This window comes from Klebsiella sp. K-3 (genome assembly GCF_051207495.1).
GTDB lineage: Bacteria > Pseudomonadota > Gammaproteobacteria > Enterobacterales > Enterobacteriaceae > Klebsiella > Klebsiella aerogenes.
Map to the genome: position 1 here is coordinate 190,655 of NZ_JBPNXF010000007.1, position 18,565 is coordinate 209,219.

At 57.4% G+C, this 18,565-nt stretch carries 15 protein-coding genes; all 15 read right to left on the bottom strand.

Annotated features, from left to right (window positions below; genetic code table 11):
• Window positions 1-25: 25 nt before the first annotated feature.
• Window positions 26-3,409 carry an ImcF-related family protein gene (locus tag ACSEMK_RS13235; RefSeq protein ID WP_435336568.1) on the bottom strand — a complete coding sequence of 1,128 codons (3,384 nt, stop codon included), beginning with the start codon at window positions 3,407-3,409 and terminating at the stop codon, window positions 26-28.
• Window positions 3,410-3,506: 97 nt separating this feature from the next.
• Window positions 3,507-5,951, bottom strand: coding sequence for a T6SS phospholipase effector Tle1-like catalytic domain-containing protein (locus ACSEMK_RS13240; protein WP_430914520.1), 2,445 nt, complete (start codon window positions 5,949-5,951; stop codon window positions 3,507-3,509).
• Window positions 5,924-6,496, bottom strand: coding sequence for a DUF3304 domain-containing protein (locus tag ACSEMK_RS13245; RefSeq protein WP_316424111.1), 573 nt, complete (start codon window positions 6,494-6,496; stop codon window positions 5,924-5,926). Before ACSEMK_RS13245 ends, ACSEMK_RS13240 begins: the two co-directional genes overlap by 28 nt.
• A 156-nt stretch (window positions 6,497-6,652) precedes the next feature.
• On the bottom strand, window positions 6,653-7,015 hold the full coding sequence (locus ACSEMK_RS13250) for a hypothetical protein (protein ID WP_430914521.1): 363 nt from the start codon (window positions 7,013-7,015) through the stop codon (window positions 6,653-6,655).
• A complete protein-coding gene (locus ACSEMK_RS13255) occupies window positions 6,988-7,557 on the bottom strand; it encodes a DUF3304 domain-containing protein (RefSeq protein WP_430914522.1) in 570 nt (189 codons plus the stop codon). Before ACSEMK_RS13255 ends, ACSEMK_RS13250 begins: the two co-directional genes overlap by 28 nt.
• Before the next feature lie 183 nt (window positions 7,558-7,740).
• The gene (locus tag ACSEMK_RS13260; protein ID WP_316424115.1) at window positions 7,741-8,088 is read right to left on the bottom strand and encodes a hypothetical protein; all 348 of its coding nucleotides are present in this window, start codon (window positions 8,086-8,088) and stop codon (window positions 7,741-7,743) included.
• Window positions 8,061-8,627, bottom strand: a complete 567-nt coding sequence (locus ACSEMK_RS13265; protein ID WP_430914523.1) for a DUF3304 domain-containing protein — start codon at window positions 8,625-8,627, stop codon at window positions 8,061-8,063. The genes ACSEMK_RS13260 and ACSEMK_RS13265 overlap by 28 nt, the downstream gene beginning before the upstream one ends.
• Before the next feature lie 238 nt (window positions 8,628-8,865).
• A complete protein-coding gene (locus ACSEMK_RS13270) occupies window positions 8,866-9,435 on the bottom strand; it encodes a DUF3304 domain-containing protein (protein WP_430914525.1) in 570 nt (189 codons plus the stop codon).
• A gap of 56 nt (window positions 9,436-9,491) precedes the next feature.
• Window positions 9,492-10,250: a DUF4123 domain-containing protein gene (locus tag ACSEMK_RS13275; protein WP_430914526.1), complete on the bottom strand. Its 759-nt coding sequence runs from the start codon at window positions 10,248-10,250 to the stop codon at window positions 9,492-9,494.
• A gap of 2 nt (window positions 10,251-10,252) precedes the next feature.
• Window positions 10,253-11,413 carry a hypothetical protein gene (locus ACSEMK_RS13280; RefSeq protein WP_430914527.1) on the bottom strand — a complete coding sequence of 387 codons (1,161 nt, stop codon included), beginning with the start codon at window positions 11,411-11,413 and terminating at the stop codon, window positions 10,253-10,255.
• Window positions 11,410-11,667 carry a PAAR domain-containing protein gene (locus ACSEMK_RS13285; RefSeq protein ID WP_087860650.1) on the bottom strand — a complete coding sequence of 86 codons (258 nt, stop codon included), beginning with the start codon at window positions 11,665-11,667 and terminating at the stop codon, window positions 11,410-11,412. The genes ACSEMK_RS13280 and ACSEMK_RS13285 overlap by 4 nt, the downstream gene beginning before the upstream one ends.
• Before the next feature lie 39 nt (window positions 11,668-11,706).
• On the bottom strand, window positions 11,707-14,085 hold the full coding sequence (locus tag ACSEMK_RS13290; RefSeq protein ID WP_430914528.1) for a type VI secretion system Vgr family protein: 2,379 nt from the start codon (window positions 14,083-14,085) through the stop codon (window positions 11,707-11,709).
• Between the two features lie 200 nt (window positions 14,086-14,285).
• Window positions 14,286-15,965: an OmpA family protein gene (locus tag ACSEMK_RS13295; protein ID WP_430914529.1), complete on the bottom strand. Its 1,680-nt coding sequence runs from the start codon at window positions 15,963-15,965 to the stop codon at window positions 14,286-14,288.
• Window positions 15,962-16,627 (bottom strand): type VI secretion system protein TssL, short form, encoded by a 666-nt coding sequence (tssL, locus tag ACSEMK_RS13300; protein WP_430914530.1) that lies wholly within the window; start codon window positions 16,625-16,627, stop codon window positions 15,962-15,964. Before tssL ends, ACSEMK_RS13295 begins: the two co-directional genes overlap by 4 nt.
• A complete protein-coding gene (gene tssK, locus ACSEMK_RS13305; RefSeq protein ID WP_430914531.1) occupies window positions 16,624-17,967 on the bottom strand; it encodes a type VI secretion system baseplate subunit TssK in 1,344 nt (447 codons plus the stop codon). Before tssK ends, tssL begins: the two co-directional genes overlap by 4 nt.
• Window positions 17,968-18,565: the final 598 nt, after the last annotated feature.

Sequence of the window (18,565 nt, forward strand, 5' to 3'; positions counted from 1 at the left end):
GCGCTTGCAGCGTGAATGTCGGCCCTTATTCCTCTACGTCACCGTCAGCAAACGGTTCTGCTCGGGGAGCCTCCACGATGAAAATCTGTGTCGGTAACGTGAAGTTTCGCAGTTTCAGCAACGCCAGCGGGCCATCGCCGAGTTCGGTACGCAGCAGCCACTGCAGTTGCCGGTTATCCGGCGTATTGACCGTCAGGCGAAACAGCCCATCGCCGATCTGCTGGCGCTTCATTCTCTCCAGCATACGCAGCGTGCCCCACGGGCCGCTGTCGTTCGCCAATAGCCGGGCGCCCGCCGCCATTGAGCTCCAGCTCAGCATCGCGCCGGGTTTGTTGATAGTCCCCGGCCAGCGGAAACTTTTCCATTCGGCAAGCTGGTTAAAGTAGTGCAGATTCTGGCCGTCGAGGGTGAGTTGCGTTTCAACAATGCCCGGCGTCGCCACCCCCTGTAGTTCAAATCCCATTCCCTGACTGCCGTCGGTAAACAGGATGTCGGACAAGGAACTCAGTTGATTAATCGCCTTCAGGAAGGCCGGATTGAAAGTCAGCCCCTGACTGTACGTGCTATCGGCCACCCAGCGACTGCCCTCCCGGTTAAGTACGCCGCCCAGCTGTCGGGCGAGAAACTGGTCGATCCGCCCGCTATCGCGACGGATGAATGCCGCCAGCATCGGTAGCGAGACATCGTTTTTGCCCGCGGCAAACGGATAGCGGCCGTCGAAAGCCGAATGCCAGTTAGCGACCACAGAACGCTGCCATGCCTCGTTCAGGCTGGCCGCCGATGGCTGCAGCACTGTTTCCCAGGCCTGCGTCAGCGGCTGGACGAACATGGTCTGGCCGAAACCGCTCCACTCTTCGCCGAGGCTGGCCGCCACCAGGCTGCCGTACTCCTGGGTGTCGGTCAGGTCGACGCTTTTACCCTGAAACACGGTCTGCGCCAGCTGCTGCATCATCGCCTGCGGGTCGGGGGCGTTTGCCACCTGCTGGAGCCGCAGGCGTACGCGAGTCAGTCGAGTCAGCCAGGTCTGTAAACTGAGGGTGCTGTCTGCGGCGACCACGCTCTGAGAGGGATTTTTGCCCATCAGCGCCAGCAGCGGCCCAAAGGTACTCTCCAGCGGGCCGCGCACGCCGCCGGCCTGCTGATCGATAAACGGCTGCTTATCCTTATCGAGTAGATTTTTAGCCGATTTCACCAGCGAATCCGCCACGCCCTCACGCTGCTGCCCGGTCTGCCCCTGCCAGGCAAGGGTATTCATCAACGCAATCAGCGGCGACTGACGAACGTCGCCCGCCAACGTGAGCTGATCGGTAACATCGGCAATATTGCGCGCCGGATTTAAACGAAGGCTATTGAGGAAACCCAGCCACGCCCCGGCGAAATCGGTGAAATAGCGATCGGTCAGCCGCTGTTTCAACGCCTCCGGGGAGACATCTCCGCTGACGGTCTGGCGGCTATCGCTCAGCACCCAGTCGATCTCATCGCGCCTGGCCGCCACCGCCTTATCGATCGCCTCGCGGACGCCGCCCTCCCACGCCTGGCGGGTAAACATCCCCGGAACCACCTCTTCCGTGGTAAACAACCGGCTGGCATTGGTCTGCGGCGTCATATCTTCCAGCATCATGTCGGCATAATTACGGCGCACCTGCAGCAGCATGTTCTCGTAAAGCGTGCTTTCGGCGTTGCGCCGCCCGATTTGCGCCAGCAGCACCTGACGCGCTTGCGTCACCAGTGCGGCATCCGGGGTGATTTTCCACGTCGGCTGCGACGGCAAGTTACGCATATAGAAGGCCCATAAATCAGGGGCGATACTCTGCCATAGCGCCGGGGCGACTCCCTGACGCGTCTGCTGCGCGGCGGTCATTGTCTGGCGGTAAAACGCCGCATCGGCTTTGTCCGGACGCGCCATCATCAGATAGGCCTTTAACTGGTCATAACCCGCTTTCGCCAGCTGCGCCCGCTGCGGGCTGCGCGGCGGCAGGTTGACCAACACCGTCAGTTGCCGGGTGAGCGCTTCTGCCGCCGCGTCGCGGATCAGACGCTGGTTAGCCCGCCCATACCACGGCAGCAGCGCGGCAGAAAGCGGCGCATTATGATTAAGACCAAAGCGCTGATACCAGGGCGCGCCGTTGGCGAGCCGATTCTGTAGACGGCCGATATCGTTGCGCAGCATCTGCAAATCGATCAGCTGTTGGTCGTTAACGACGGGCTGCCGCAGCAGCTGTACCCGCTGGGTGGCGCTGACAATTTGCTGGCGGTTGACGATAAAAGAGAGCAGGCTTCCCGCCGCCCACAGGGCAATCAGCGCCAGCAGGCCGACGCCGAGGGAGCGGCGCCACGCCACCCCCACCGGCAGGCCGCGCGCGCGGCCGCAGTCTGCGATGATCCCCTGCCAGACGGCCGGGGCCGGCCAACGGTGGGGATAGAGCCCATTGTCCACCGCCTCTTCCGCCTTTAACGCGGGGCTGAACAGCAGACCGCGGAGCGGGATCTGTTGCAGATGCCCGGTAAGCCACGGCGTCAGTAGCGTCTTCCAGCCGCTGATACCGCCCTCCTTCAGCCATTTAGCGACACGCAGCAGGTAATCGTGGGACGAATCAGCGCACAACTGCTGAGTACCCTGCGCCAGCATGGCGGGCAGAATGGCGCGAAGCTGCCGTTCAACATCCTGCGGGACGGCTCGCGGCGGGAACAACGCCCCCAGCGTCTGGGTAATGCGCGTATCCTGCGGCCAGTCGCTGTCGCGGAGTTGCCACAGATAGACCGGCGGCTGGTAGCGCAGGACCTGCGCAACCTGCTCCAGCGTACGCAAATACTCGTCCAGATTCGCGGCTGTGGCCTGAGCATTGTCCAGCACCAGCACGATACCATCCAGCGGCCGGCGGCCGCGCAGCCGACGCAGGGCGCTGAGCCGGTCGTTATCCACCTTCGCCGACAGGCTACCACCGTGAATTAGCACCGTACCGCGGCCCTCCAGCCATTGCTGTTGCGCAAGGCCGGGAACGATGGCGGCAATCTGCGCCGCCTCGCCAGCGACCCACAGCAAGCGGACCTTATTGCGCCACAATCGGCCGTAGCGGCGACGAAGAGAGTGCTTTAAGGACGCAAACGGCTGCGCCGGTTTTGTCTGCTGGCTAATAAAAGTCTGCGTCTGACGCTGTTGCCCATCGGCTTTTTGCCTGATAAACAGGTGGAAAGCAATAAAGCCCAGTATCCAAAGACAGAGACCATACGCCCAGATCAGGCTACAGACGGTCACTATCTCGCGGACCGCCGTCCACTGCAGCGTGCGGTTGGCGTGCCAGTTCCACCATCCCAGACCGCCCAGCAGGACCACAATCGTCCAGACGGTAAGACACAGGGTCGCGGTGGCCGCTACAGTCATTACCGCGGCATTTTTTTCCTTGAACATAAAATTGATGATTCCCTTAGCCACGGGCGTGCATCATCACGCCCGTATAGCGTTATTAAGGATACTTAGCGGATATAATGAATATGGCGATAACGAATTAAGGCAGCAGTATTTTAAAAGCCTCGCTTTTTATATCGCGATATATTTTACCCAGCACGCCCGATACCGTATTCAGATCTTTCATATCCGTTCGCGCCTGCACTAATATATCGCCGACATTAATATCTATAATCGCTTTTACCCGCTGGCCAAATTGTTTCACCGAATCCCACGTATCGTCATCGTTATCGTAAATCGTCCGCGACGCAAAATAACCGTGCGAAAACGAGGAGTGCAGCGGGTCGTGATTATATTTAGCCAGCGTGTCATGCACGTAGTTATCGTAAAAATCCAGCATCGTCGGCGAGCCCATCAGCGCCGCCCGCCGGGCATCGCCGCTTTTCTTGATCTGGATATATTCCGACTCCTGCGCCGCCACCAGCGGACCGCCAAGCTGGTTGGTCTGCGTGGTGGGAATAATATCCAGCAGCACCTGGGCCAGCAGCGCCACGATACCGGTATGGGCAAAGTCATAGCCCCACGCCGCGCGGTCCAGCCGATCCTTATCGATAATCGGCACTTCTCGCGGTCCTTTGCTTTCCGCGGGCGCCGCCGCCGACGGCAGCGCGCCGGATGATTCATTCAGCGCCTGCTGATAAAAGGGCTTGCGCTGATAATACTTATCGGCGTATTGCGGGCTGGCAAAGCGCTCGGTGCGCCAGGCGGTGATCCAGCTCAGCTGGTCCGCCAGCATCACCTCCAGCGCTTTGGCCTTCAGCGGCACATACACCGGATCCGGCAGCTTGCCCAGCGGGCCGTTCTCCGGCGGCTTCGCGGCGGCGGCCGCGGCTTTCGCCTTATCGCTATCCGCCTTGTCGTGAGCCGCCTTCAGCGCGGCAACCGGATCCCGGCCCTGAGCCACGGCGATGGCCACCACCTCCGCCTCGTTGACGGCCGACGTTTCGGTCTTCGCCCCCGCCTGCTGCGCCCCGGCCTGCTGCCAGGCGTTAAACAGGGCGATGGCCTGGGCGGAGATTTTGAATTGCTCCAATACATAAACAGACATCATTCGATAAGTTTTCTCTTTGGCGCCGCCGGGTAATACCTCAGGAGGCACGCTCAGCGGCGCCCCGGCATCAAAAGCGGCGGCATACATATCGTGCAGCACAACCTTTGACAGCAGGCTGGCGGCATCGGTCTGCACTTTGCCGAGTTCGGTGGGCTTACAGTCGCCGCCGACATCGGCATGCATCCCGGGATAGACCACCTCCACCGCCCCGGCCGGGTATTTACCGTCCGGACCGCGAATGGAGTCCAGCGGCAGGTCGCCGTGCTGCTCGTGGCCGGCGACAAAGTGGTAGCAGCTTTTTAAGAAGCCTTTGGTGGTCGGCAGCCGCAGGCTGTTGGCCGCCCAGCCCAGATGCCCGGTGGCCGACGGCAGGATATGCGGCACGCCAACCGCGGAGACCGTATCCAGCAGCCCCATAAACTCGATACTGATGGGGATACCCAGCAGCGTGGGTCCCCCCGGAACCACCGTCCCCGCCGGCAGCATATTTGTCGCATCGAGCGGCATTCTGGCGTCATCGAGCAGCGACTCCAGCCCGCGGGCAAAGGCGCGGGCGGTGGCGGCCCCCCGGCAGTAGCCGTAGACGAACAGCTTGATTTTGGCGATACGCCGCTGCGAGCGCTGGATAGCCATACGCGTCGGCTGCCACGGCCACTGGTTAACCACGGCATCCAGATGCTTGTTGCAGAACTCATCCAGCGCGCTTTTACGGTTGAACTTCTGGGTCAGCCGCGAGAAGGGCCAGACGGTGGCCATACTGTTCCGGTATCTGGTCAGTTCGCTGTCTTCTATCCTTTCCTTTTTCACCGCATAGCAAATGCTGCTGTAGGTTTTAAGCAGCGCCTGGTTGATACGGTCTTCGCCGCCGTTGGCAAACAGCTCGCCGTCCAGCGAGTATTCGTTCTCGCCAATCTCCGGAAATCGCGCCCCACAGCCAGGGAAGTAGTAACTGAAGTAGCCGTCGTTTTCCGCAGTTTCATCCTGCTCTTTCCAGTTTGCCGCATGGTAGAGGCGGCCAATATTGGTCAGCGGCGGATTGCGGGAGCCGTACACTTCATCAGCCCCTTCTTCATTACAGCAGGTACCGTCAAAGAACAGGCTGATATGCAGGCTGGCGGGGCAGCCCGGTTCCGTTTTTTTATCCGATTGATGATCGGACTCCCCGATATATCCCTCCAGGTATTGCCTGGCGTAGTTGCCTTCGGTCTGCGTTCTGCTCGCCGGCAGACGGCCGCGCTCGTTGTATTCGGTTTTCTGCTGCGTGGAGTTATCCGCTGACGTTTTCCCTTTTTCATCATCCAACCCGGGAAACTTTGGCGGTAAACTGGCCGCTTCTGCGGTGGAGGTTTTAACAGCGACCGGGGTGGCGCCGGTCTGAAAAGCCGCAATAAGCGCCTTCAGGGCATTCAGCGGAGAGTCTGAGGCGTCGGACATACAACTTCCTCCTTAATATGTTTGATAAGTATTTTCTGAGCTCTTTGCTTCCAGTCTGTCGGCGACTGGGGTACCGGATATCCCGGCTGTCCAGGTGGTATGCAGGAACGGACTATCCGCACCTTATCGCAGGGGAAAATATGTACATCAAAGCCACATCCCTGACCTTTTTCCCAGCGTTCAATGGGCACGGTAATCGGCCCATGCCGCTGGTAATGACTCGCATGATCATCAGGGATGTGCTTCGGGTCTATCCAAGCGTTAGGATCGGAGGTCCAGGTGATTTTTGCCGTTAATCCCGGGCGCCAGACATCTGGCACCATCACGCAGCAGAAGCCGCCGCCGCCGCCGTAGGAATTGGCCCCAGGCCCGCCGTAGCCGTTCACCTGCACCGAAACGATGGCGTCCGGACCGTGGTTATAGAGATTTAAATCAGCGCCGCTCATGCCGTCACGACTGTGGTCGCGACAGGCTGTCAGCAGGCAGAGAAAAGCGGCGGCCAGCACCGCCAGCCCGCCGGGCAAAATACGGATATGCTTTATCATTGATGTGTCCTTACAAATATAAAGTGATGACTTATTAATAAATGACGTCATTAAATGCTTGTATTTATGCTAATAGATGAACCTCCATATATAACTGATAATGATATTTGTAGCGGTCAAATAAAATGGGCCGCTGCAAATATCAATACCGGTTTCTCATAGGCCAGAGCCGGCAATATTAGTCAGCAGCGAATTGTGTATGCAGGCTGGCGGGCAGCCTGGCTCCCTTTTTTTGTCCGATTGATGATCGGACTCCCCGACATACCCTTCCAGGTACTGCCTGGCATAGTTGCCTTCGGTCTGCGTTCTGCTCGCCGGCAGGCGACCGCGCTCGTTGTATTCGGTTTTCTGCTGCACAGAGTTATCCGCGGACTTTTTGTCATCCGGCCCGGGAAACTTTGGCGGTAAGCTGGCCGCTTCTGCGGTGGACGTTTTGACAGCGACCGGGGTGGCGCCGGTCTGAAAGGCGGCAATAAGCGCCTTCAGGGCATTCAGCGGAGAGTCTGAGGCGTCGGACATACAACTTCCTCCTTAATATGTTTGAAAATGATCTTATCCGCTCGTTGCTCCCAGTCAGGGGGAGACTGGGGTACCGGGTAGCCCGGCTGTCCCGGTGGAATGCAGGAACGGACTATCCGCACCTTATCGCAGGGGAAAATATGCACATGAAAGCCGCAAGCCTGATCCTCTTCCCAGCGTTCAATGGGCACGGTGATCGGGCCATGGCGCTGATAGTATTGCGAATAGTTTTCAGGCATATCGCTTATTTTCATCCAGGAGTTAGGGTCAGAAGTCCAGGTAATTTTTGCCGTCAGCCCCGGGCGCCAGACATCTGGCACCATCACACAGCAGAAGCCGCCGCCGCCGTAGGAATTGGCTCCTGGTCCGCTGTAGCCGTTCACCTGCAACGAGACAATGGCGTCCGGACCGTGGTTTAAGACATTTATATCAGCGCCGCTCATGCCGTCGCGACTGTGGTCGCGGCAGGCCGTCAGCAGGCAGAGAAAAGCGGCGACCAGCACCGCCAGCCCACCGGGCAAAATACGGATATGCTTTATCATTAATGTGTCCTTACAAATATAAAGTGATGACTTATTAATAAATGACGTAATTGAATAACTGTATTTATGCTAATAGATGAACCTCCATATATAACTGATAATGATATTTGTAGCGGTCAAATAAAATGGGCCGCTGCAAATATCAATACCGGTTTCTCATAGGCCAGAGCCGGGCAATATTAGTCAGCAGCGAATTGTGTATGCAGGCTGGCGGGGCAGCCCGGTTCCGTTTTTTTTGTCCGATTGATGATCGGACTCCTCGACATACCCCTCCAGGTACTGCCTGGCATAGTTGCCTTCGGTCTGCGTTCTGCTCGCCGGCAGGCGGCCGCGCTCGTTGTATTCGATTTTCTGCTGGGTGGAGTCATCCGCTGGCGCTTTCCCCTTTTTATCATCCGGCCCGGGAAAGTGTGGCGGTAAACTGGCCGCTTCTGCGGTGGAGGTTTTAACAGCGACCGGGGTGGCGCCGATCTGAAAGGCCGCATTAAGCGCCTTCAGGGCATTCAGCGTGGAGTCTGCGGTGTCGGACATACGATCTCCTCCTTAACATGATTTATAAGCACGTTTTGCGCTTTTTTTAGTCCGTCAGCCTCAGGCTGTATCGGATATTCAGGGGCCGCTCGACCATAGCAGGAACGCACTATCCGCACCTTATCACAGGGGAAAATATGCACATCAAAGCCGCATCCTTGTTCTTTATCCCAACGTTCGATAGGGACAGTAATCGGCCCATGTTTCTGATAGTGAGTTTCATAATCATCGGGCATTTCACTGGATTTCATCCATGCGTTAGGATCGGAGGTCCAGGTGATTTTTGCCGTCAGGCCCGGCCGCCAGACATCTGGCACCATCACGCAGCAGAAGCCACTGCCGCCGTAGGGATTAGCCCCCGGTCCCCCATAACCATTGACCTGCATCGAAACAATGGCGTCCGGACCATGGTTTAAGACGGCTATGTCAGCACCGCTCATGCCGTCACGACTGTGGTCGCGGCAGGCCGTCAGCAGGCAGAGAAAAACGGCGGCCAGCACCGCCAGCCCGCCGGGCAAAATACGGATATGCTTTATCATTGATGTGTCCTTACAAATATAAAGTGATAACTTATTAATAAATGACGTAATTAAATGCTTGTATTTATGCTAATAGATGAACCTCCATATATAACTGATAATGATATTTGTAGCGGTCAAATAAAATTGGCCGCTACAGACATTAATACAGGTTTTCCAGATGCTTCCACAGTGGAGGTTTTAACCGTGACCGGAGTGGCACCGGTCTGGAAGGCCGCAATAAGCGCCTTCAGGGCACTTAACGTGGAGTCTGCGGTGTCGGGCATACAATGTTCTCCTTAACATGGTCGAGTAATATTTTTTTCGCTTTTTCATCCTCATCAGGCGCACGCTGTATCGGATATGCCGGAGATGAGCGATCGTGACAGGAGCGTATAATTCTTACCTTGTCGCACGGGAAAATATGCACTTCAAAACCACAGGCCTGTCCCTTCTCCCAGTGCTCAATGGGGACGGTAATCGGTCCATGACGCTGATAGTGAGTTTCATAATCGTTCGACATATCACTCGATTTCATCCATGAATTAGGATCGGAAGTCCAGGTGATTTTTGCCGTCAGCCCCGGGCGCCAGACATCTGGCACCATCACGCAGCAGAAGCCGCCGCCACCGCCGTAGGGATTAGCGCCAGGTCCCCCGTAGCCGTTCACCTGCAACGAGACAATGGCGTCCGGACCATGGTTTAAGACGGCTATATCAGCGGCGCTCATGCCGTCGCGACTATGATCGCAGCAGGCCGTCAGCAGGCAGAGAAAACCGGCGGTCAGCACCGCCAGCCTGCCGGGCAAAATACGAATATGCTTTATCATTGATGTGTCCTTACAGAACTGATCATCACCTATTGATTATCAAAAGGGAGGATGTTTTATTCCTTAAAGTGGCTTTCAAACCAGGAAGCTAAATCGCCGACAAAATTCTGCTGATGCACCTGCCAGCCGAGCTGCCAAAGAGTGTTAAATTTGTCCTCCTGGGTGGCAAAAAAGGTGCTGAATTTTTCAGAAACCGTAAATCGCTGAGCATCGATAGCGACATCCAGTTTCATCATTTGCTCATCGCTGAAATTAATCTTGATCGCCTCCGGGATCGCTGCCTGAACTGGCGAACATTCGCCTTCCAGCCAGCAGATCTTGTTGTCTCTATCGCGGTAGCTCCAGAGATAAACCGGTTCTAAAAACCATGCTTTTTGTTCTTCAGTGAGCACATGCTGCATCAGCAACGGGAACATGCGGGTATCGTAATAGCGCACCAGGCCAGAACGGTCTTCCCATGCGCCGTCGGCCAGATTGCGCAGGTGGGCGGCGAGCGTTGAAAAACTCAGCGGTGAGAGGAAGATCAGCAGACCCGGCTTGTAGGAAAATGCGGCGATCAGATCGGCGATCCATTGACGATGCTGCCAGCAAGCTGGCTCCAGCCGCATCAATAAAGGCGCCATCTCCAGCAGCGGCTCTTCCGGTTGCCCCTGATAGAGCGAGAACCACTGCACCGGAGGAGAAAGTCTATTTAAGCCATCCAACAACGGATTGCTTAAAACACCTTGATCGGCAATGAGATAGACGTCGCGCAGCGCGAGTTTTCGCGCAAATTGTTCCAGCTTGCTAATCCATTCCTGATTCATTAACGACATGTTCATTCCTTCTGGTCTTGAGATTGCGGTGCCGGGACTGCTGCGGTGACGATGCCCAGTGAGAGAGGATGACGCGGATCGCGGGCGATCCAGCCGCAAGACTGATGAAAGCGACAGGCAAATATCGCCGCCAGCGTAATCGTGATGAGCTGCTCCATCTGCCCCGCCTCCCCCCAGTTTTCATCCTGCAGCAGCTGGTTGCTGTTCCAGCCGCTTTGCGCCAGTTCCGGGATTTGCGGCTGTGTGAATGCGATACAGGGATCGGGCGGACGTTCGGCCCCGCTTTGCTGCATCGCCCGCTGACAGACCTGCTGGATATTTTCCACCGCAGCGCCTTCATAAACCTCGCCGCGGGTCAGTCTCGCCTCCCCCTCCCGGGCCAGTAACCACAGCACGGCAGATTCACCCGCCGGTCTCACCGAATCCGCCGTCACCGCCACCGACTGGCACCCCGCCACCAGAATGAAACATCCGTCGCCGGCCGCATTCATTCGTGCGGTAATCTCCGATAAGCTGGCCTCGCCCTGCCAGGGTTCAGCCATATGCGGCAACTGAACGGTAGGACAGCGCTTGCGCAGCTCGGCGCAAAATTCTCGCCACGCCGGTTCGCTACCCTGCCAGTAACAGCCGCTCAGGCCGGGAAGTTGATGTTCGCCTCGCTGCGCCAGCCATTGTTGCGCCAACATTCGGGCTAGCTGCTGTTCACGCAGGTCGATATCCACGATGTCCGAGTGAATCAGCCGCAGCGCCCGCGCACCGGACTCCAGTTTCTCTTTTGGCGGCTGATGTTCTCGCTTCAGCAGCGTCTGCCAGCGCTCGGGTTCACATCCCACCGGCCCCAGCAGCACCGTTTCCACCAGCCCAACGCTATATTGATGCCGGGCCCACCACGTTTGATGATCGAAATCGATCAACTGCTGGTAGTACTGGGTGTAGTGGACCGACAGGCGGTAATAAAGCAGACGCAACATCCAAAAGATGAAGACCAAAAGCATGGCGCCAACGATTGCGACGGTAATTAACGCCCCGCCACGCGCTTCGCCAGGCATTAACGCCGCGCCTCCACCACTAATCAGCGTCAGCCCCGCGCCGACGGATAACCACCGTCCGTTGCGGGGCGGCGTGGCAGTTTTATAAGGCAGATAGTCGGTGAGCTGTCTCATAACGCGACGTCGCAATCAGGGCGTGAGCTCACCAGCGTACAGCCGCAGGCGCAACGATGCCCGTCAAGAGCCACCGGAGAACCATCCACTTCATACAGCGAGCTTCCTTCGGCTATGACCGTCAGGCCATGTTCATTGCAGCTCACCTGGTCGCCTTTGCAGGCGATGCCTTTACCAAAACAGAGATAATGGCCGCCGATCACCGTACCGCCATGCTCACGCAAGGTATCACCCTGCCGAATAATGGGTTTCAAGGTCTGTTCCTCCGGGTAAGTTATATCAATGGGCGATTGTCAGGCGGCACGCGGAACAAAGGTCTGAGCCAGTTCTTGCGCATGAATCAGGCAATCTTTACAAATCGATGTGGGAAGGTCGGGAAGCGGAAACGTCTCGCCGGCCGGCCCCTGCATCTTATGCGTGCCTTTAAAACTGAGCAGACCGGGGCTGTGAAGATGGATTTCTCCCTGCGGCGTCAGGCGAATGTAGCCGCCGCCGCAGCCCAGGGTGATGCCATTTTTGGCGGTAAGCTGCAGATGTCCCTGCGTTGATTGAACGGTAATATCCTTCAGTGAAGTGAGCGCCAGGGTATCGCCGTGCGACTCTATCGCCAGCGGACCTTTCACCGATACCATACGCATCCCTTCGCGGTGGGACAGCAGCGAGATAGCGTTTTTGGTATTCACCGACAGCCGATTGCCGCTGGCCAGCGCAATATCGCTGGCGCTTTGCAGATACAGCCCTTTACCACTCTGCAGCAGCGTCGTTTCCGCCGTCACGATGCCAATCCCTTTCGGCGCGCTCATCAGCAGGACGGGGCTCGCGAGGTTGACGGCTTTGCCGACGAACTGCTTTAACGTGCTGACATCCGGCGGGGTGTTGTAGTGGGTGCGGGCTATCTCCTGCCAGTCGTTGAGCTGAACAACGGCACTGCCGAGCAATTGACTCGCGGGATCCATTTCCACGGTCGCGCCCATCGCTTTCAGCTGTTCATCGGCGGTGATAAATATCCCCTTGCCTGCGCGGATCGCGCCGTAGCTATCGGTGCGTAACTCAAACCCTTCACCGCGCGGCGTGTTCTGATGATCCACCAGGTGGCCGAGGTTGAGTTGGCTCTTGCCGCCATATTCGGTGCTGACCTTAACGTGCTCTTTGCCCCGTGTATCATCAAGGCGAATCTTGTTATTCGCCGGCGTGCGCAGCACGTTGCGCTTGTAGTTGTAAAGCGTCACGTGGTCCTGGTGCGTGGAATCGTGCAGGGCGCCGGCAATATAGGGCCTATCGGGATCGCCCTGCTCAAAAGCGATCGCCACTTCGGTGCCCGCTAACAACGGCAGATGCAGGCCAAAAGTTTCACCGGCGTAAGGGCGCGCCTGGCGCACCCACAGGCTTTCCTCGCCCGGCTGCCAGCGATCGCGATCGAACAATAAGTTCACCCGATAACGTCCGTCGCGATCGATATGGCCATAGAGATCGTTGATTTTGGTGCTGGTGACGCGCGCCGGTAACGTCCCGGCCATGCTGGGTTTACTGATGATTGCCGGGCGAAAGCAGTAGGTCTCAACACTGGGAATGGCCTGAAATGTCACTTCGAAGCTGCGGTCGCGGCGGGCGCGACAGTGAATAGCGGTGATCACCACACCCTGGCGCCAGAGGTCCGTCACCTCCTCGCCGCCGCTCACTTTTAGCTGCTGTCCGGGAGCCAACGCCGCGCAGTTTGTTTCTCCGTTCAGCCGCGTCTGCTGGTTGAGATAGCGCTCATGGCGAATACGGGCATAAAAGGCCCCGCTCTCCGGGTCCGGAGTATGCTGATAGCGATTACCTGGCGTCAGGTAGTTGTCCGCCCAGTGATAGGCTTCACCGTAGGTGGTACTATCGCCCCGGCTGACATTGACGTTGAGATTCATATCCTCCGGCGCGTTACGATAGTTGTAGTCACGGGTGAAGACCGAACGCTCAACCACGCGGTGTCGGCTTTGTAAATCCCACACCGATTCGCTCCCGCCGTCATGCTGCCCGGAGGGGGCGACCGAGGGCAATACCAACCCCGCCTCGTAGTGTTGCTGGTCGTCGTAGAACTCCGCTACATCAATATTGAGCCGGGTATCGGCGATAAAACGAAACCAGATCCCCACCTCGCCCAACAGGCGGGAGATAAAAGTCAGATCGTCCTCACCGTATTGCATCACCTGTTCACGCCGCGGATATTCATGCGCCAGTTGAAAGACAAAATCTTCACCGCGCATCTGGTGACGGGTTCTGAGGATGTGCTCCACAATCTGCGGCGCCGACATGTCCTGATAAATCCGATTCTGATGGCTCTTCGACAGTAGCGCCAGACGCGGCTGTAACGTCAAGGCGTAGCGCGTTTCCTCTTTTGAGGTGGAAAGCCGTTCAAAAGCGGTGATCACTCCCTGCACAACGCGCACCGGTTGCTGGATCTTAATGCCAAATCCCTGGTCAACCGGCGCCTGCAAGGTCAGCGAGGCATTTTTCAGCAACATCTGCTGCGGGGTGATGGCACGATCGCTGCTGGTAAATTCAATGGTATAGCGGAAAGGCTCGCTTAAGTTTTCCTCGCCTTCGAAGCACAGAACGTCCAGCAAGGAGTGACAACCATGCACCTGTAAAAGATGATGACTGTGGTTGAAAAACAAAGGCTTTATGTCATTCATGGTTTATTTTCCTGTATCAAACGCCATTCTCTTTATCTCCCTTCCATCGCTTTCAGCCACGCTACCGCCCGTCGCTGTTTCCTGTTGATAAGGAGCCCAAAAGCGCACAAGGTTGGGCAGATTGTGTTGACCCCGGTACCCGGCAACAAAAACGACGGACAGGAAAACCTGTCCGCGCAGAGCGTCATGAGATGGTCGGTTTAGAAAGCGCCATCCGCCGGGGATGAAGCGGAGGTTGTCGCAACCCGGCAGGCATCAGCCTGCGGCACCAGGCTAATTTCAACCCGGCGGTTGAGCGCCCGGCCTTGTTGCGTCTCGTTGCCGGAGACAGGACGGCTTTCGCCATAGCCCTGTACCGCAAAACAACTTTCCGGCACGTCACCGGTGTCGCGCATCCAGTTGCGCACCGATTCGGCACGCTTCAGAGAGAGTGTCTGGTTGGATTTATCATCACCCACGCTGTCGGTATGCCCGGCGATGACGATAAGCCAACCTGGCCTGGCCTTTATCCCCACCAGCGAGTTCACCAGCAGCTTTGTGGAGCCCGGTTTCAGCGTCCACTTGCCGGTATCGAAAAGAGACATGCTGTCGAGGCGGATAATTTTCGGCACGATTTTTTCTACCGCTTTCGGCGGAGGCGGGGGGACATAGGAGCGAATCGCTTCCAGTAGCGGCTGGCGCAGACGCTCGCCGCGATAGAGCCCAAGACTGAGCGCCAGCGGCGCGCCGTCACGCGCGAAGGCGTCCAGTTGCGCCGCATCCTGGCGTAAAATCTGTACGGCGCGGGCTTTTGCTGCATGGTCGTCCATCGCAGTCCGTTCATAACGCTGAACATCAAAACCAACCCGCTGGAGGAGTTGATGGTTGTTCCATGCGCTGCAGCACAGCGCAATCAGAGCCGCGAGGGAGAACAGACAGAATGCCCGCCGCAGAGCACGGCTTTTCGGCGTAATGCCGCCGCCCTGCGGCAGTATCGGTAAAATAAAATCCGGCAGTTTCCGCGCATCGGCAGCAATTTTCGGCAACCAGCCCGGTAGTGAGTTGAGGGAAGTATGCTCAGACAGCCAACGCTGCCATAGATTATCCGCCACGGCAGGCGCCCCGGCTGGCGTGAAATGATACAGTACGACCGCCGGAGCGATCGGGGGAACATCGTCGGTGGCCGCCGTCAGTACGCTCAACGCTATCTGCTGCGTAAAGCGGGCAAACGCATTCATCCTCACCAGCGCCGCCAGGCGATGAGCGCCATCAGCCTGCATCAGCCAGCTTGCGCTGCTGAACGGCACGCCGTCAGGCAGCCACATCTGCATCGTCTCTTCGGCACGCGCTGTCTGCCATAACGGTTCCAGCGATGCGCCGAACAGGGTGCTGTTCAGCAGTAACGGTATCGCCCGACGGGTATCACGCCGCACCTGAGCAAGCTGCCAGCGTAGCTCGCGAAACCGGGCCGTCAGCGCCGCGTCATCATCATGTTGTTGCGGCTGCACGCAGTACATCACCGCCAGCTGGGCGATGAGCGCCGGCCGCTCACGCTGCAAATAACGCGCCGTCTGCTGCAACGCGGCGGTGGCGACTCTCAGCCAGCAACCCTGCGCCGTACGGTAAACCGCCCCTTCTCCCGGCCAGTCCGCTGTGTCACCGCAGACCAGCACAACCGGCTGTCGATACGGCGCCGACGGTAGCTCAACCAGCCAGTCGGCATCCGCAGGTCGCTCACGTTGTTGGCGCCCGACGTAGACCAGCCCGGCCGCTACGCCCGCCGCCGTCAACCCAACAGCCAGCACCCGGCCGCCGGTGGATAACGGCAGAAACAGCAGGATCATCAACATCGCCAGCAGCCCGCCCCACAGCCATAGCAGGCGCTGATAGCGCGCGCTCATTGTCCGCCTCCCAGTCGCAAAGCCGCCACCAGGGTATCCAGCCAGTAGTTTAATCCCAACCACAACGCGGCTACCGCCGCCAGCGATAATCCAAGGCAAACCGGCCAACGGCGCAGCCAGTCAGCCATGCCTCGGCGCCCGGAGAGGGAGGCCAGTATCGGCAGATGCGGGTCGCCCGCAAACGGCGGTACGCGCTCGCCAAGCGCGCTGACAAGCGCTGCGCGCGCCGGATCATTGAGGCTATAGCGCCCCTTAAAGCCCAGCGCCAGTACCCGATGAAAACAGGTCAGTACAGCTATATCCGGCGCCGGTTCGCGCAACGTCTGGCGTATACGCTCATAGAGCGCATCTCCGGCTTCCATGCCGCCAAAATATTTGACCTCAAGCGGCCGGTCGTACCAGGCGATACAGGCGTCATCTTCCTCTTTGCGGCCTTTCGCGGTTTCATCCAGCAGCGCGCACCACGCGTAGAGGATGTGCTGGCGGTTCGTCTCGCTGACATCAGCGGCGACCAGCTGCGCCATCACCTGTTCAATGTTATCTACACAACGCTGCCAAAGAAGTTTCCCCTCCCCCTCGGCCAGTTTGGCGCCAAGACGCAGTTCCGTCACCGTTAGCCAGCTATCCGCCAGCAGAGCATCAATATTGATATCCTGGGTCATGAGCGCAGCACCGCATACAGTTCGAGTTCAGGATCGCCCAGCAGGCCGGGCACGTAAAAGACGCAACTCCCTTCCGCCAGCATCGCCTGCGCCGCCGGATGAGTCATATCAAGGGTGAAATACTGATTCTCAAGGCGCAGCGGAATAGCGGCGGGAACATGGCTCATGGCTTTCAGCGGAATGCCCGGCTGCGAACCGTTGACCACCCGGTCAACCTCATCGGGGCTGCCGGTTTTACACTGTTGCGGAAATTGCTCCAGCAGTTGCGACGCAGGCAGCGCGGAACGCACCGAGAGATAAAAATCGGCTTCTTCGCGCAACCTTGGATCGTGCAGGCGGGCATGCCAGCGCTTACGCCGGTCATCGTGCGTCATTTCAATCACCACAACCCGGGAGGGCAGGCTGGCTTCGAGCAGTACGCCGAGTAATTTGAATAGCGGTGGAAAGACTTCGGTCAGCGCCTGATGGCGATAGGGCGGGATATCCGCCGTGGTGTGGTCCAGGGAGAAAGTCAGCAAGCTGCCCGCCAGGCTGGCCAGCGCTTCATACAGCCGTTCCGGATGTACCTGGGGATGACGCAGAAAATGGCTCAACACCGGCTCCGCGCTGTTGAGCGCGTTCAGCAACCAGAACAGTGATACATCCGCCACCGCAAAATCCGCCATCCTGGCGTTGCTCTCCCGGCGCATGGCCATCAGGCGTTGCAGGCGCGTGCGCAGTTGATTCGTCAATTGTTCCGTCTGTTCGTGCAGCCAGCGGCTGGCTAACACTTTCAGTAGCGGTGGGATAAAGTCCTCATCCAGCGACCAGCACTCCTGACTGTCGCGACGTAGCCTGGCGAGGGCGACGGTTTGATAATCGCCGTTATCGTCATCCGCAGCGCGCAGCGTCAGTTGCGCAAGCATCACCGCAATTTGTCGACTGTCTTGGCCATATCTGTTGCGCACTTCTCGCCAGGCCTGGCGCCAACGTACCGGACGCTCTGCACGTTGCTCCACCTGCAAGCAGTTGCCGCCGTTGCCATGCTCATGGGGCAGCGCCAGCACCACCGTTAATTCATGGCAGTCCGCTTGCGGCAATACCATGGCTTCAGGCAGCGCATCAGCATTATCACTGTCAATTAGCGTTCCATCAGGAAAGCGTACGTACAGGTGGCTGGCTTTCAGTGTCCCTTGCTTTAGCAGAGCGGCGTCAAATTCGACGCGGATGACGCCCCAGGGATTCATCACTCCCAGACGGGCGATACATTCGCTTTGCCAGGCCGCCTGGTTCACCTGTTGTTGAAAATGTTGTGGGGAGATCATCTGACCCCTGCCCCACAGTGGTCGTAATGTCTTCATCGCACCTCCTGTGCGTTACTCTCGCTTCTCTAATAAGGTGTTCTTAAACTCCAAATTTAATTTCACCTTGCTAACTCACTGGCGAACGGCACTCCGAAACAGAAAAACTTGAATTATTGTTATTGGTATTTATTTTTTCTTGAACGAATATTGGGTGGGCTTTAATATTACCGGAACGACTAGCGGCCAGGGATTTAAGCGTCAGTTTGACGGCCCTCTGTTCAATTTCGATATGCAGTGAAAACAGTGACGGAATACGGGTATTGAGTCGCTCACCTGGGAAAGCGCTGTTCATTACACCCCTTATATATCTGAACCACATCAGAATGAATCACTGGTTACCGTTAACCACCCGAATTAATGAACTATATTTAGATTGATATCAAGAATATTCATCACGGGAATAACGAATAAAATAACCAGAAATTGCAATATCTCAATATATCGCGTGGCCTCATGCGTTTTGAGCAGGGAATTAAACCAGGAACTTACCAACTAACGGGTCATGCGCCAATGATGTCTGTTTCATTGATATAAATCATTACTTACCGCCATGCCGCAACAATCGTGGCCTGAAAAAAATTTCTGTCCAATTATA